Below are 14,415 nucleotides of genomic sequence, written 5' to 3' on the forward strand. Positions count from 1 at the left end.
ACCACCGACCTTCCGATTCGACCCCGTCCGGCTTTCGACGACCAGCGCTACCCGAGGTGAACGATGCCCTGTCCATACCTGTCTCCAGCCCACCGCCGTTGGACCGCCACCGCACGCCGAGTATCGCTGCTGTCGGCGGCGCTGCTCGCCGCGATCGCCACCGGCGCCGCACCTGCCGCCGCGAACTACGACAAGCCCGGGTCATGCCGGGAGGTATCGGTCCCGGTAGCGGTCACCGAGGGCGGGCCGGCGGACAACACCGTCGCCGCGACCTTCTGCACTCCGCGGCGCTGGGCGGACGGCCCGCGGCAGGCCGACGTGCTGGTCGCGGGTGCGACCTACAACCGGGAGTATTGGGACTCCTCGTTCGATCCGGAGACCTACTCCTACGTCGACGACACCTTGGCCGCCGGGCGGGCGACCTTCAACTTCGACCGTCTCGGCACCGGCGCCAGTACTCGCCCGGCCAGCGGGGAGCTGACCGTATCCAGTGACGCCTACGTCCTGCATCAGCTGATCGGCTGGGTGCACCGCGCGGGCTACGACGAGGTCAATGCGGTCGGTCATTCGCTGGGTTCGGCGACCCTCACGCACGAGGCCTCACGCTGGCACGATCTGGACCGGGTGATCCTGACCGGCGTCATCCACCTGCCCGGGGTGGGGCTCAACTCCACCGGGTTCTTCACCAGTCTCTACCCGGCCGCCCTCGACCCGATCGCGGCGGGCCGCGACACCGACTCCGGCTACCTGACAACACTGCCCGGCCGGCGCGGCGCCGCGTTCTACGATCCGCGCACCGCCGACCCCGCCGTGATCGCACACGACGAACGCACCAAGGACCTCACCACGGTCGGCGAGGTCGCCGAATCCATGACCACGCTGCTGAGCCCCGCGCCGGTCAACACGAGCCGCGCGATCACCGCCCCTGTCCTGGTGGTGATGGGTGCCGAGGACAACATCTTCTGCAACTTCACGGTCAGCTGCCGCGACGCCGCGTCGATCGCGGCCAACGAGGCGCCTTACTACAGTGGCGCCGCAGATTTCGACGCACTGGTCGCCCCCGGGGTCGCCCACAATCTCACCCTGCACCCCAGCGCACCCGCCACCTTCGCGGCCATGAACCACTGGATCACCACCGGCGACCTCTGACGCGGCCGGGCTCACGCCGGATGACCGGGCCGCAGGCCGGCGACATCGTGGAGGCGCAGCACGGCCGGCGCGGAGGCCGGGGCCACGGCGTCCTCGGGCGCCAGCACCAGGCCGACGTGGTCACCGAAATCGTGCCGGGTGAGGATGCGACCGCAGAACCAGGCCACGGCGTCGAGCAGGATCGGGACCCCGTGCGGGCCGGAGCGCCAGCGGCACCGGTCGAATTTGTCGATCTCGTCGCCGGTCTGCGCCCCGAACAGTGCGGCGAGTTCCGCGTTGTGCGCACCGACCAGGTGCACGGCGGCGAACTCCGCGCCCGGCGCGACCCGGAAGGTGTGATTGGTCTCGGAAAGGCAGACCAGGAACCGGGCGGGGTCGATCCCGACCTGGGACGCGAATCCGACCAGGCACCCGGACCGTTCACCGCCCGCGGCCAGGGTGACGATGTACACGGGCGCGTCGGCGGCGGCCACCAGATCGTCGAAGGCGTCGGGCTCGGAGTGTGTGTTCGCCGGCATATGCCGTGTATATCAGGGCGGCCCCGGCGCCCGGACCGCCGTCAGTAGTAGACCGCCCGGGACACCGCAGCCCACCGCGACGGCGCCGCCGGTGATGGCGATACTGCGCGGGAACGCCGAGAAGGTCACCACATCGGCCACCTCGCGGGCATGGACGACGCGGCCCACGAAACGGACGAGGTCCCGCTCCGGTTCCGCCACCGGCGTCCCGGATTCCGCGGACCGCTCGCTCAGGCAGGTTACTCGCCGGTATTGCTGGGTAAGCCCGCAGATGGTGCAGCGTTGCGCCCCTCCGAAGCTGTCAACGCCGAAGGGACAAGATTCTCGATGAGCACACCCGACACCACTACGTTGCTGGCGCAGTTGCGCGCCATCCTCGCTCTGACCACCACCGAGATCCAGGTCGCCGAGACCCGTACCGCACAGGCCCGCACCGACGCGGTGCGCCGGGAGTTGTCCGAGAACGCCGACAACGCCCGCGCTCGCGTCGAAGCCATCGAGGCCGCCATCCGCGATCTGGGCGATGTCCCGGACGTAGTCGGCCCGTTCCTCGGCCGCGCCTCGGCCGCGGTCAAGGCAATGGTCGAACAGGCTCAACCGTTCGACGAGGCCCTTCTCGGCGACCTCGCCCTCGAACATCAACTCCTCGACCGCGCCCGTTACCTCAAGGCGCTGGCGACTACCGCCCAACTAACCCCTGTGGTGGCATTGGCGGATCGGCTGATCACCGCGCATTCCGCGACCGTGGATTGGCTGACCATAGTCCTGGCCGAGGATGCCCTCGGCGGGCCTGCCGCGCTTCGCCGCACTCCCTTGCAGGCGGCGGCCGGGACCGCGGTGAAGCTGGTCAACCTCCCGGTCACCTGGTCCGCGCGTGGCCTGGACCGGGCCGTAGACACCGTCCGCGCCACCTCACCCGCGCTCGGCGGACTGTTCGCCCAGAGCGCGCGGGCGGGCGATGTCGCCGTGAAGACCCTGACGGCCTCCCGCGACGCCGCCCTCGAAACCGCCGAGCAGGTCACCCGCAGCGAAGGCGCCGACACCGCCGCCGATGCGTTTCGTTCGATCCGCACCACCACCGGTGTTCTCGAACCCGACGAGTTGCCCATCGACGACTACGACGAGCTGAACGTCAGCCAAGCCGTCGCCGAGGTCAAAGAACTGACCGACCCCGCCGACATCCGAGCGATCGTCGCCTACGAGGAAGCCCACAAGAATCGTCACGGTGTCGTCTCGGCTGCCCAGACCCGCGTCGCCGCGATCGCCCAGGAAATCGCCGGACTCAGCTGAGCTACCCCGCACCAACCCGCCGAACAACACACCACATCACAAGCAACCGGCCGATACACGCCGTGCGTCTCAGCACAGCGGCTGGTGATCGACCTGCGCTTTCCATCGCCCGGCCAATCCAACGATTCCGGCATAACCGGTACCGGTGGGCGACGCCAAGTTGGGCTTGCCGATGTAGCACCACGGGCACACGAGATCTGACCACACATCTATCTCCAGCACGTCCTCGTCCATGTCCATGTCCATGTTTCGGGATTAGGTAAGCGACCTACTCGAAGTAAGTAGCCACTTTTGGGTAAGCTCAGGTCATGGAGGTAAGTTCGCAGGTGGATCATGCTTCAGAGGACTCCGTCTTCCGCCGCGATTGCCCGAGCCGCGACATTTTCGAACATCTCACCGGCCGGTGGGCGCTGCTGGTGCTGGCCGCTTTGCGCCCGGGCTCCCGGCGTTTCCATCAGCTGCGAGACCGTATCGAGGGGATCAACGAGAAGATGTTGTCCCAGACTCTGCGCACTCTGGAGCGGGACGGTCTGGTGAAACGCACCGTCGTCCCGGTCAGACCCCCGCAGGTGTCATATGAGCTCACCGGATTCGGTGAGGAAGCCGCCCGCCATCTCTGCGGCCTGATCACCTGGATAGGCGCGAGCGCGTCGGAGATCCGGGCAGCCCAGGAACGCTGGGACAACAGCCGGTGACTCGGGGCAAGCGTCGCAAGGCAATCCGCACGTGACACGGCCCCCACCGCCCGCGGGTTCCAGCGATCCCTGCAACACCCTGGAGTCCAGCGAGTTGCAGAGGCATCACCACGGCGATCTCGGCAATGCCCGAGGTGTCGGGGGTGTCGATCGGCAGCGGATCCCGCAGCGTCCTGACCCCCGATACCGCGCTTCCTCAGCTCGTGAACGAGGTTGAGGCACTCATCAAGATTGCGGCCGAGCCGGTCCGGGTTCGTCGCCACAATCGTGTCGCCTCCCGTGCGTACTTCGACATCTTCGTGAAACAGAATCTGGTCGGCGCCGAGTCCCGGGGTGTCAGTGGGTGCCTGGTCTGGGGATACGAACGCCGGCGGAGCGGAGCTTGGTTTCTACCAGCGCGAGCGCCCGGGCGGCGGCTGATCCTTGCTCTTCGCCGTGGTGGGCGATCAGCTGGTATCGGGTCGCGGCCTCGGTGCGGGCTTGCAGACCGGTCACGATTTTCAGATGAGCGGGATTGGCCAGGTAATAGTCGGCCATCGCGGTGGCGAGCTCGTCGATGCGGGGGTCGTCCGGTTCCCACACCGCGGCCTGAGCGGCGCGTTGGATCAAGGCGACGTAGCGAGGGTCGTCCAAGGCTTGTTCGAGGTCGGTGAGGTAGTCGTCGAAACCTTCGGGAACCAGAGCTCTGGCCAGCACCCAGCCCTCCCTGGTGGCCGCCACCTCGTCGGCAAGAAATCCGAGGCCGCGCATTCGCTGAAGCAGCGCCACCGCGCGGTCTCCCAGCAGCGCCCGGTCGCCGTCGGCGAGTCGGCGCAGTGTGTCGCGCCGCGTGATCAACTCTTCGATTCGTGCGGTGAGTTGCTGCTCGGCGTCGGCGAGCGCGGCAGCGAACGAGGTGGGGTCGGCGTCGAGCATGGGCCCGATCTCGGCCAGCGCCACCCCGGCCGCGGCCAGTGTGCGGACCTGCACCAGCCGCGACAACTCGGCCGATCCGTACCGCCGGAAGCCGGAGCTGTCGCGTTCGGGCTCGGCGACCAGGCCGAGCTTGTGATAGTGACGCACCGTCTTCACGGTGACGCCGACGAATGCCGCCGCCTGCCCGATCGTGACTCCGTTCCGCATTCGCTCAGCCTTCCTCATCAGCCGAAGTTCAGCGCGAAGGCGGTGGTGCCGAGCGTCGCGACGATCGAGGTGACGCCGACATGCATCCCGATCGAGAACCGGATGTCCTTGTGCCACCAGGCCAACCAGTACCCAGGGAATGTGAAGACCACTCGCGACACGAACACCCACGGCGACCAGAAGTGGTACAGGGCGAACAAGACCGTGTTGAACACCGGTGCCCATCCGCCCAGATAGGCGATACGGGGCAGCAGGAAACCACGGAAGTACAGCTCCTCGATGAGCGGCAGGGACATTCCGGTCAGCGGCAGGCAGATCACCATTGTGGTGAGCAGCGTCGAGTGCGGGTAGCCGTGCAGGTCGAGGTAGGTGTTGTTGCCGCTGCCGCCGGTGTTCGCATACGGAAGCCAGGTGAAGAAGCCTTTGCAGAAGTTGTTCAGGGGTGCCAGCGCGAGCCCGAGCGTCATCATCCACGCGATGAGTGCGATGACCATCGCCACCAGCTTCCCGCGCGGGACGGGCCTGTCGGTGTAGTGCAGCACGCCGCGCAGCGAGAAGCGGCCGTTGTGCCGGCGGCCCAGCCACCCCAGTCCCAGCAGGACCGGTATCAGAACCAGGCACAGGGCGAGCGCCCAGCCCAGGAAGGCCGGAAACCCGATGGTCTTGACGAACGGTTCAGCGATGAGCAGGTAGAGGGCGACGATCAGGATGCCGGGGACAAGGTGCAACATCACCGACAGCGGCAGGGGGTGGCGGTCGCTCAGTAGCCGCTCGACCAGCCCGTTCGGTTGTGCGGCTTCCACGTTGTGCATGGCGAGAGTTCCTCGAGCGGTTCGTGTTTGGACGTGGGCTGGAAAGTGCCGGACCCGCCGGGGCACAGCCCCGGCAGACAGAACATGTGGCTGGCCACACCGAGCTGGTCGAGTTCGGTGCGACCGGGTCGCGTGCTAGTCGGCGTGATTCGTCTGCCCGCCGCCGAACACCTCGGCGAGGAGCCGCTGCTGTGCGTTCTGGAACGGCACGCCGATGGACATGGCGGAGTCGTCGACGCAGGTCAGGGAGGCGGTCATGGTCTTGGCGCCGTCGGGGGTGCTGTACATCAACGTCGCGTAGCCCGCGTGGCCGCCGTTGTGAGTGATGACGATGCCGCCGTCGGGACCCAGGTCCCGCACGAACACCCCGAGACCGTAGTCCATGGTCGGGATGCCTGTCGGATGCGACGTGCACATCTGGGCCAGCAACTCGGCCGGCAGCAGTTCACCGCGCAGCAGCGCGGAGATGAACGTGTGCAAATCTCGGGTGGTCGAGATCATGTCACCGCCGCAGGTCCATGAGGGGTTGTGGCGGGTGACATCGACGATCTTCTCGGCGCCGTCCTGCGTGTATCGGTAGTAGGCGTGGGCGTGGGGCTCGGGGAGCTCCGGCGACGTTTCCGGCGCCACGGTGCCCGACAGCCCGAGCGGACCCAGGATCCTTCGCCGGACCTCCTCGGCGAAGGACCGGCCGGTGACCTTCTCGATGAGCAGCCGCGCCAGCGCATAGTTGGTGTTGGAATAGCTCCAGCCCGTCCCCGGCGCGAAACGCGCCGGCTTGGACAGCGCCAGCTCCACCAGTTCCTGCGGTCGGTAGGTCTTGAACCGGTGGTCCACCCACTCCTCGCCCAAGGGGGTACCCGGCGCGGGGATCCCGAGCACCACCGTCCCATCGTCGTAGAGTTCGCCGGTGAAGTTGAAGATCCCGCTGGTGTGTTGCAAAAGCATCCGCACCGTGATCCGCTCGTCCAGCGCGAACTCGGGCAGGTAGTCCGCCGCCGGGGTCTCGAGCCCGATCCTGCCCTCGGCCACCAGCTGCAGAACCAGGGTCGCGGTGAAGGTCTTGGTGTTGCTGGCAATCCGGACGTGCCCCTCGATCGGCGGCTTCGAGGTCCCGCCCAGCTCGGCAACCCCGGCGCTGCCGACCCACTCACCTCGCTCATCGTTCACCCGCAGTGACACCCCGACGAACCCGGAATCGACGATCTCCTCGATCACCTTCTGCAACTCCGGGCGACCCTGCCCGGCAACGGTATTCGGCACGACGGCCCCGCTGCCCGCTCCGGCCACCGGGGTGGCGTCGAGGGCGGCAGCGACCTTGCGGGCCATCTCGGCCGTTACAGCGCTGGGTTTGTCCAGCTCGACCTGAGCGGCTTCGAGGGCCGAGAGGACAGTGCCGCGGAAGTTGCCGGCTTCTGCCGGAGCGTGCTTGCCGAGCAGTTCCATGGCTGCGGTCAGCGTCGGCAGTACCCGGTCGGCGAGCTCGGCGACCGTCGTGCCCTTCAGTTCGATGTCTTTGGTGTTCGCGGCGAGCACGTGCCCGACCAGGCCGGTCGCTGACGTCAGCGCGATGGTGGCGTTCGCAGCGGCCTTGCGGGGCGAGCCGGTGGTGGCGGCCATCAGCGACACGGCACCATACGCGGCGGTCCGCAGCGTGCTCTTGTCTTCGGCGGAAAGGGTGATCGACATGGTGGTTCGCTCCTGGAAATCAGTTTTGTCCCGGTCGGCTTCGTGCCGCCGCGACGAGCGTCCACCCTGACCCAAGGTCAACTTCAACCGTGATATAGATCACTGCTGCAGCCTTTGAGGGTCTGTGACAGCTGGGCGCTACACCGCAACCGAAATCAGACCGGCCGGTCAAGGGGCGCACGCGTCGGTTCCTGGCTCGGTAATAGGCTCCCGGCATGCACGTTCCGTGCCCGGTCCGCAGGCGGACTGCGCTGCAACGTGCCGACCAGCGCTTGGCATGAATAGGAACAACAGTGGTTCTTCGCGGCCGGCGCCTGCCACATCCTGGTGGCGACCGTGGTGCCGGCGAGAATCTCGTAGCGGCGACGCGTTGTGTGTACCGGTTCACCGAAGGCCGCTGGCTCAGCGCCGGAGACAATCCGACGGACTCGCGTACGGTGTACCATGCACACCTCCCACCTTAGCGAGAGATGCTGCGCATACTCCTGCGTTACAGGAGTGAGCGTGTAGGTCAGCCAACCAATATAACTAGTACACTTGCACTCGCCAGATGAGCTTGCGGCCGTTCGGCGGATCGGAGGAATATGTCGTCGTCAGAACGTGCCGACTCGCCGTACCTGGTGATCGCCGCGGAAATTCGTGCGCGGATAACGAGCGGCGAGCTGCGCCCCGGAGATCGGGCGCCCTCTATCCGGCAGATCGTGCAGCGCTGGGGTGTCGCGGTAGCGACCGCGACCAGGGTGACGGCGACCCTGCGCGACGAGGGTCTGGTCGAGACGAAGGTCGGGTCGGGCACCGTGGTCAGCACACCCGGCAACCGGAAACGGGCAGCGGTAGCGAGGCCGTCGCCCGAGCCCCGGCGACCTGCTTCCGCGGAGGCGGCTTTGCACCGGAAACAGGTGCTGCGAAAGGCCATCGAGGTAGCCGACCTCGAGGGCCTCGATGCGGTGTCGATGCGGCGCCTGGCGGTCGCACTGGGTACGGCGCCGATGTCGCTGTACCGGCATGTGGCGAACAAAGACGAATTGCTGACCCGAATGGCCGACGAGGCCTTCAGCGAACTGGATTTACCCGAACCCGGTTCGCGTGGATGGCGCGTTGAGCTCGAACTCCACGCCCGGCAACAATGGCAGCTGTGTCGACGGCATCTCTGGCTGCCCAGAATCGTCTCGTTCACCCGCCCCGTGTTCGCGCCCAATATGATGGCGCAGACGGAGTGGGTGCTCCGCGCACTGGACGGACTGGGGTTGCCCATGGCCGTCCGGATGCGCGAAGCACTCACCCTCCATGCGCTGGTTCTCACCATGGCGATGTCGGTGGCCGAGGAAGTCGAAGCGGAGCAGAGCACCGGCGTCTCCCATAATGGGTGGCAGGTGGCACAGCTGGCCCGTGCCCGCGATCTTCTCGACAGCGGGCGATTTCCCCTCTTGGCAGCGGTTCCCGGCGATATTGCCGCGAACTTGGACGAACTGTTCGAGTACGGACTCGCTCGCCACCTCGACGGGTTCGCCGTCCTGGTGGCGCAGACGTCACAGGATTAGTGCACTGGCTCGCCCGGCACAAGGACCAGTGCAACTTACCCCTCACCCGGCACCCCGCATCACAGTCGACGAGGCGTAATGCAGCACAGATCATCCGGGGCAGGCGCTCGCCGAAAGAGGCAGCGAGCGGCCTCGTGCGCGCACGAGGCACGGCAAATCGGCCGAAGAGCTCTCGGTGTCGACATTCCATCATGGAGCGTCAGGATGTCGGCGGTTCCCCGATCAAGACGGCGAAACCGTCGAGGTGACGCGCGAGGCCGTATTCGAACAGTCCGTCGGGGTTTGCCGCCGCGTCCCAGGGAGTCCGCGTAAGGAGCGAGAAGCGGTCGGTGCCGAGGAGTTCGCGCGCGGGCGTGCGCGCCGCCGCCCACCAGTCGTCGAGGGTGACGCCGGTGTTCTCCACTGCTTCGACCTCTTCTGACACGGACAGCGCGGCCGTGAGAACGAGCGCATGCAGGGTGAGCGCTTCGCGCATGCCGATAGCCGGGGGAAGCCCGAGCCCTTCGAGCGCACGGAGTATCCATTCGGTCTGTGCCATCATCCCGGGTACGAGCAGGGGGCGGGTAAACGAGACGACCTCGGGCAGCCAGAGGTGCCGTCGGCACAACTGCCACTGCAAGCGGGCGATCCGTTCGAGGTCGGCGCGCCACCCGCCCAGCTTCGGCCGTGGGAGGTCGAGTTCACCGAAGACTTCGTCGGCCATCCGAGTAAGCAGTTCGTCCTTGTTCGCGACGAAGCGGTAGAGCGACATCGGGCCGACTCCGAGTTCGGCCGCGAGACGTCGCATCGACACCGCGTCGAGCCCCTCGGTATCAGCGATCGTGATGGCACATCGAAGCAGGCGCTTGCGGTGCGGCTCCCCACCGGTGGGCGTCGCCCACCGCAACATTCGCGGGGTAACCCGACTCCGCCCCACGGGCGGGCCGAGCGACCGTTCCCGGGCCCCGGGCGCGCCGACCACTGCGCCCGTCCCGGTATTCGTTTCGATCAGCCCTTCCGCGCGGAGGAGCGCCGTCACTTTGGTCGCGGTCGCGACCGCGACCCCCCACCGTTGGGCTATCTGCCGGATGGAAGGCACCCGGTCCCCGGGCCGCAGGTCACCACTCACGATCCGGGCACGGATCTGCGCGGCGATCACCTGATACGGCGGACCCGGACGTTGCGCCTGGGCGGACATTGCCCCTCCGATTCTTCGACACGGTCGACGTATTGGGCTTGTGTACTAGTTCACCGACACCAGTACCCTAGTGCACTATTTACCTTCAAAACTGGTGATTGACAATGTATATGCCTACTCTGATCGACGAGCGGAATACACCGTACGCGCCCACCGTAGTGCGGCCGTCCGCCGCTACACATCCCCCGCTCGCCGGCACCCCGTCGGGACGGGTCATCGACCTCGACGAGGACAACAGGAGAATCAATGAAGAACCGGAGCATTTTGATTTCCGGTGCCGGTATCGCCGGCCCGGCCCTGGCGTACTGGCTGCACCGGTACGGCTTCGACCCGACGGTGGTGGAACGTGCCCCCGGGCCCCGCAGTGGCGGCCACGCGGTCGATATCCGTGGCACAGCGCGTGAGGTGGCCGCGCGGATGGGGATCGTCGAGCGGGTCCGGGCGGCCGGCACCGGGGCCCGGGGTATGGCGTTCGTCGACGGTGCGGGCAAACGGGTCGCGCAGATGGGCACCGACGTGTTCGGGCATTCGGGGGGCCCGGTGGCCGAATTGTCCATCCGCCGCACCGATCTGGCGCGGATCATCTACGACGCCGGCCGCGACGACGTCGAGTACGTATTCGGCGATGCCGTCGCCGCAGTGGAACAGGACGGCGACGGTGTCCACGTCCGGTTCGAAAACGGTGAACCCAGAAGGTTCGATCTGCTGGTCGGCGCGGACGGCGTGCGATCCAATGTCCGGCAGCTGGTGTTCGGGCCCGAGGAACGGTACCTGCGCGATCTCGGCTCCTATATGGCGCTGTACACCGCACCCATCGAGATGAGGCACGACGGGTGGCGGTTGATGTATACCGTGCCCGAAGGCAACGGCCGGCCCGGCCGGACCGCGGCCCTCTATCCGCAACTCGAGCCCGGCACCGCACTGACCGGGTTCTTCATGCGCTCGGCGCCACTGCCCCACGCCCGGGGCGATATCGACGCGCAGAAGCGGATCGTGATCGGCGCCTTCGAGGAAGACGGATGGCAGGTCCCCGCCATGCTGGAGGCCATCTGGGACGCGCCCGATTTCTACTTCGACAGAACATTGCAGGTCGAGATGGACACCTGGTCGCGCGACCGGACAGTGTTGCTCGGGGATGCGAGTTATTGCGCGTCACCGATGTCGGGTATCGGCACCAGCCTCGCTCTCGTCGGCGCCTACATTCTGGCCGGTGAACTCGCCGCCGCCGACGGTGACCACACGCGCGCCTACGCCACCTATCAGCAGAAGATGCGCCTGTTCGTGGACCGGGCCCAAGAATTCGCCCGCGACGCCGGCGACGGCGGCCTCATGCCCGAAACCCATCGGCAGATGCGGATGCGCAACCAGATGATCCGGACGCTGCGGTTCCTCCCGAAACGCCTCGTCCGACGCGGCATGGAAAAAGTAGCCGACACAGTCGAGCTCGACGAATACCGAACCCCCGCACACCACTGAAAACCCTGAGAAACCCGACACAGAGGAGAAAGACCATGCAAGCGAGCACCTTCCTGTGGTTCGACGGCCACGCCGAAGAAGCCGCCGACCACTACACAAGTCTCGTCGCCGGCTCGGCGGTACTCGACCGTCAACGCGACGCCGACGGCCGCGTCACCACCGTCACTTTCGAGCTGGCCGGACAGCGCTACATCGCGTACAACGGCGGACCACAGTTCACCTTCACCGGTGCGATCTCGCTGTACCTCGACTGCGACACTCAGCAGGAGGTGGACACCGCCTGGGTAGCCCTCACCGAGGGCGGTAAGGAGGGCCCGGGTGGTTCACTGACCGACCGGTTCGGGGTCACCTGGCAGGTCGTACCCAAAGCTCTCACCGAACTGCTGGCGAAGGCCGATCCAGAGGCGGCCGAACGAATCCTGCAGGCGGTACATGCCATGACGAAGATCGATATCCAGGGCTTGCTCGACGCTCACGACCAGTGACGTTGCCTCACAAACATCGACCGGAGTCGGGCATGGACTAATCGCGGCGGCAGCTCCCGGTCCAGCGGGCTGAATAAGCCGCCCGAGTCAGGGCGGCACGAGATCGCCGCAGGCAAAGGCGACATCGATGTCGGCCGGGGATCTCGTACGCCACGACGCACGCTCCCTCGGGCTGAGAGCATTGCCCGAGGGAGCGCTTTTCGACGAACCATGAAGTATTCGATCCCGATGTCGCTCCCGACATTCTGGTGTGGTCGCAACGGCAGGCCCGGGCCGGCCGTGGTGCCGCGCGTCCGATCGGGCGAGCCCAGGCGTTCCTGTACTTGTTGCGAGACACCTGGTCGTGCCGCCGGACGGATCCGGCCATCTGTTGTCTTCCGAAGAGCAACTTGCAGACGGTCACGCGCCTCGGTCCGAGCCGGTTCTGGTCGCGGCGCAGGCCGCGCTGCCCGGCCACGCCCGCTGCCCCACGGACGGGCTGACATCGACGATCACTCCGTCCGGCGCCTCGAAAGAACACCGCTCAGATGATCTCGGGCCGGCCGTATTCGGTGGTCGCTGCCCTGGAATCGAGGCATACTTTTGGACTGGACGCTTGATTCCCAGGGCATTGGCTTCGATCGCGTGGGCGGCAAACCGGACGCTGCCGGAAATCGGGCGCCTCACCTACGCGGGGCTCGGAACACCGGTCAGAATTCGTTTCGCAGTGTCTGCCGCCGGGATCGAGGACGGCCGGATGATGTCTCACGTCGTCGCATGTGCCGTCCGAGGGCCATCAGCAGGACTACCTCCAGGCAGATCGTGATCAGACCGACGAACGCACTGGCGAGTGAGGCGGGCATCATGAACGCCGTGTGGGAGACGAGGATGCCTCCGATCAACCAGAGGCGATGGCTGTCGGTCCAGTTGCGCGCCCTTCGCCAGCGCAGCACCAGCAAGGCGAACGGGATCGCGGTCATCGCTGCGACGAACAGTCGAAGCGGCTGCGACATCATGTCGCCGAGCAACAGGTCCCGTCCCAAACCGAGCGGCAGCAGCGTTGTCAGGAATGCCATCGTCAAGTACACCGACACGAAGCCGACCACCACGGGTCGCGGTGCTTGCCGGTCGCTTCGGAGTCCGTCCGGAGGCTGGAGTCGAGGCAGCACTCGCAGTGCCAGCAAGGCCAGCAACGCGATCGCCACGAGGTAGGCAACAGTCCATTCCCATGGGGTGCGATATCCGGGATCCTCGGTGGCCGAGATGATGCCTCGCAGCCCGAACACTCCGGCTACGGCCAGTACGCCGGTGGCGGCGAACCCGCCGGTGCCCAAGTAGGTTCGATTGCGCAGTCCGGGAAAGATCAAGTCGGTGATCATCACGGGCAGGAGCACACTGAGCACGACGTGGACGCCGATCTGTGATTCCCAGTAGGTCCAGTTGACGCCGAAGGCGCGCAGGCCCCAGTCGGCGGCACCATACATCTGCGGGCTGGTCAGTGCCTGCAGGCCGAGTCCGTCCTCTGCCACTTGATAGGCGAGACCGAGCACCACCAGGCCGGGCCACCCGACGCCGGCTCGGACAACCGCCTCGCGAATGACCAGGACGCCCGCACCGTACATCACCAGTAACAGGGGGAGGAGCAGCCAGGTGATCGGGACGGCGACCGCTGTGAACGTCAGCTCCGCGCACAACGTCGTCAGCAACGCCAAAGTCCACGCGGCACGCAGCCGGCTGCGTTCGGGCCGCGAGTGCCCCGGCCGGATGGCAGTGGCCGTAGCGCGACCGGGGTTCGTTGCCTGCTCTTGCCGTACGGGCCATTTACCGGCCATGGGCTCAACCAATCCTTGCGTGTCGATCTCGATCGTGGAGTGCAGGTCGATACGACGTTCCAAGCCTGCCGATTGCGTACATCGTATATCTGCATAACGGGGCTTACAAAGGTCTTTGACGACAAATCGAACTAGTGCAATGGTGAAAGTGACCTAGTGCAATAGGTCTGCGGCACTCCGAAAGTGTCGGCAAACCGGGTTCGTTGGTTGCAGAGGTCATCAGCCGCGTGTCCGGATAGCATGTTCGTGCAACCACCGCGCTCGGGATGGCTATTTCGAATCGGTCGCCGGAGCCGGGCACGATTATTCATTCCGTGCACGACGTTCCGTTCACGTCTTGGGCCTTACCGACCGGGCCCAGCGGTCCGGGCTGGTCCGTCGATGGGGTCGATCGGTGACTGCTTCGACAAAGCCGTGATCGAATCATTCTGGGACAGAGTGCAGACCGAGCTTCTGAACCGGCAACGCTGGAGAACTCGGAAGGAACCGGCGGTCGACGACAAACGCCCGGACTCGATGGGATTCGTCGGCCGGCAGCAGTTCACCGCGCAGCACCGCGGAGATGAACGTGTGCAAATCTCGGGTGGTCGAGATCATGTCACCGCCGCAAGGGTTCCATGAGGGATTGTGGCGAACCGCGACCTGCGCTT

The 14,415-nt window shown here is 66.4% G+C and carries 15 protein-coding genes and 1 pseudogene; 7 read left to right on the forward strand and 9 right to left on the reverse strand.

The genetic code is table 11. The features are described from left to right. Positions 1–63: 63 nt before the first annotated feature. A complete protein-coding gene (locus AB0H42_RS18200; RefSeq protein WP_357057106.1) occupies positions 64–1,149 on the forward strand; it encodes an alpha/beta fold hydrolase in 1,086 nt (361 codons plus the stop codon). An 11-nt stretch (positions 1,150–1,160) separates the two neighbouring features. Here AB0H42_RS18200 and AB0H42_RS18205 read toward each other — a convergent pair whose 3' ends face one another. Then, positions 1,161–1,667 carry a flavin reductase family protein gene (locus tag AB0H42_RS18205; RefSeq protein WP_357057108.1) on the reverse strand — a complete coding sequence of 169 codons (507 nt, stop codon included), beginning with the start codon at positions 1,665–1,667 and terminating at the stop codon, positions 1,161–1,163. A 12-nt stretch (positions 1,668–1,679) separates the two neighbouring features. Beyond that, complete coding sequence (locus AB0H42_RS18210) at positions 1,680–1,868, reverse strand: hypothetical protein (protein WP_357057110.1); 189 nt, start codon at positions 1,866–1,868, stop codon at positions 1,680–1,682. Between the two features lie 126 nt (positions 1,869–1,994). On the opposite strand from AB0H42_RS18210, the gene AB0H42_RS18215 reads away from it, so the two are divergent. After that, complete coding sequence (locus tag AB0H42_RS18215) at positions 1,995–2,957, forward strand: ferritin-like domain-containing protein (RefSeq protein WP_357057112.1); 963 nt, start codon at positions 1,995–1,997, stop codon at positions 2,955–2,957. 69 nt (positions 2,958–3,026) lie between these two features. On the opposite strand, the gene AB0H42_RS18220 is transcribed toward AB0H42_RS18215, so the two are convergent. Then, the gene (locus tag AB0H42_RS18220; protein ID WP_357057114.1) at positions 3,027–3,191 is read right to left on the reverse strand and encodes a DsbA family protein; all 165 of its coding nucleotides are present in this window, start codon (positions 3,189–3,191) and stop codon (positions 3,027–3,029) included. 74 nt (positions 3,192–3,265) lie between these two features. Between AB0H42_RS18220 and AB0H42_RS18225 the strand changes: the two genes are divergently transcribed. Further along, positions 3,266–3,652: a helix-turn-helix domain-containing protein gene (locus AB0H42_RS18225; RefSeq protein WP_357057116.1), complete on the forward strand. Its 387-nt coding sequence runs from the start codon at positions 3,266–3,268 to the stop codon at positions 3,650–3,652. Between the two features lie 194 nt (positions 3,653–3,846). On the opposite strand, the pseudogene AB0H42_RS18230 reads toward AB0H42_RS18225, so the two are convergent. The 4 genes and pseudogenes from AB0H42_RS18230 to AB0H42_RS18245 form a co-directional block, all read right to left on the reverse strand. Next, positions 3,847–3,963: pseudogene (locus AB0H42_RS18230) on the reverse strand (recombinase family protein); the annotation flags it as partial. A gap of 25 nt (positions 3,964–3,988) precedes the next feature. Continuing rightward, complete coding sequence (locus AB0H42_RS18235) at positions 3,989–4,774, reverse strand: MerR family transcriptional regulator (protein ID WP_357057118.1); 786 nt, start codon at positions 4,772–4,774, stop codon at positions 3,989–3,991. Positions 4,775–4,791: 17 nt separating this feature from the next. Then, entirely contained in the window at positions 4,792–5,586 is a 795-nt protein-coding gene (locus tag AB0H42_RS18240) for a CPBP family intramembrane glutamic endopeptidase (RefSeq protein WP_357057120.1), read from the reverse strand. A 135-nt stretch (positions 5,587–5,721) separates the two neighbouring features. Then, positions 5,722–7,275 (reverse strand): serine hydrolase domain-containing protein, encoded by a 1,554-nt coding sequence (locus tag AB0H42_RS18245; RefSeq protein ID WP_357057122.1) that lies wholly within the window; start codon positions 7,273–7,275, stop codon positions 5,722–5,724. Between the two features lie 584 nt (positions 7,276–7,859). Between AB0H42_RS18245 and AB0H42_RS18250 the strand changes: the two genes are divergently transcribed. Then, positions 7,860–8,816: a TetR/AcrR family transcriptional regulator C-terminal domain-containing protein gene (locus AB0H42_RS18250; RefSeq protein WP_357057124.1), complete on the forward strand. Its 957-nt coding sequence runs from the start codon at positions 7,860–7,862 to the stop codon at positions 8,814–8,816. A gap of 199 nt (positions 8,817–9,015) precedes the next feature. Here AB0H42_RS18250 and AB0H42_RS18255 read toward each other — a convergent pair whose 3' ends face one another. Then, positions 9,016–9,993, reverse strand: a complete 978-nt coding sequence (locus AB0H42_RS18255) for a GntR family transcriptional regulator (RefSeq protein ID WP_357057126.1) — start codon at positions 9,991–9,993, stop codon at positions 9,016–9,018. A gap of 246 nt (positions 9,994–10,239) precedes the next feature. On the opposite strand from AB0H42_RS18255, the gene AB0H42_RS18260 reads away from it, so the two are divergent. Together AB0H42_RS18260 and AB0H42_RS18265 are read left to right on the forward strand one after the other, a co-directional pair. Continuing rightward, positions 10,240–11,469 carry an FAD-dependent monooxygenase gene (locus tag AB0H42_RS18260; protein WP_357057128.1) on the forward strand — a complete coding sequence of 410 codons (1,230 nt, stop codon included), beginning with the start codon at positions 10,240–10,242 and terminating at the stop codon, positions 11,467–11,469. Positions 11,470–11,504: 35 nt separating this feature from the next. After that, positions 11,505–11,954, forward strand: coding sequence for a VOC family protein (locus tag AB0H42_RS18265; RefSeq protein ID WP_357057130.1), 450 nt, complete (start codon positions 11,505–11,507; stop codon positions 11,952–11,954). Between the two features lie 689 nt (positions 11,955–12,643). On the opposite strand, the gene AB0H42_RS18270 is transcribed toward AB0H42_RS18265, so the two are convergent. Further along, a complete protein-coding gene (locus AB0H42_RS18270; RefSeq protein WP_357057132.1) occupies positions 12,644–13,765 on the reverse strand; it encodes a hypothetical protein in 1,122 nt (373 codons plus the stop codon). A 381-nt stretch (positions 13,766–14,146) separates the two neighbouring features. Here AB0H42_RS18270 and AB0H42_RS18275 point away from each other — a divergent pair, with 381 nt between their 5' ends. Beyond that, the gene (locus tag AB0H42_RS18275) at positions 14,147–14,386 is read left to right on the forward strand and encodes a hypothetical protein (protein ID WP_357057134.1); all 240 of its coding nucleotides are present in this window, start codon (positions 14,147–14,149) and stop codon (positions 14,384–14,386) included. The last annotated feature ends 29 nt before the right edge of the window (positions 14,387–14,415 follow it).

This window comes from Nocardia sp. NPDC050799 (assembly GCF_040654015.1).
Lineage (GTDB): Bacteria > Actinomycetota > Actinomycetes > Mycobacteriales > Mycobacteriaceae > Nocardia.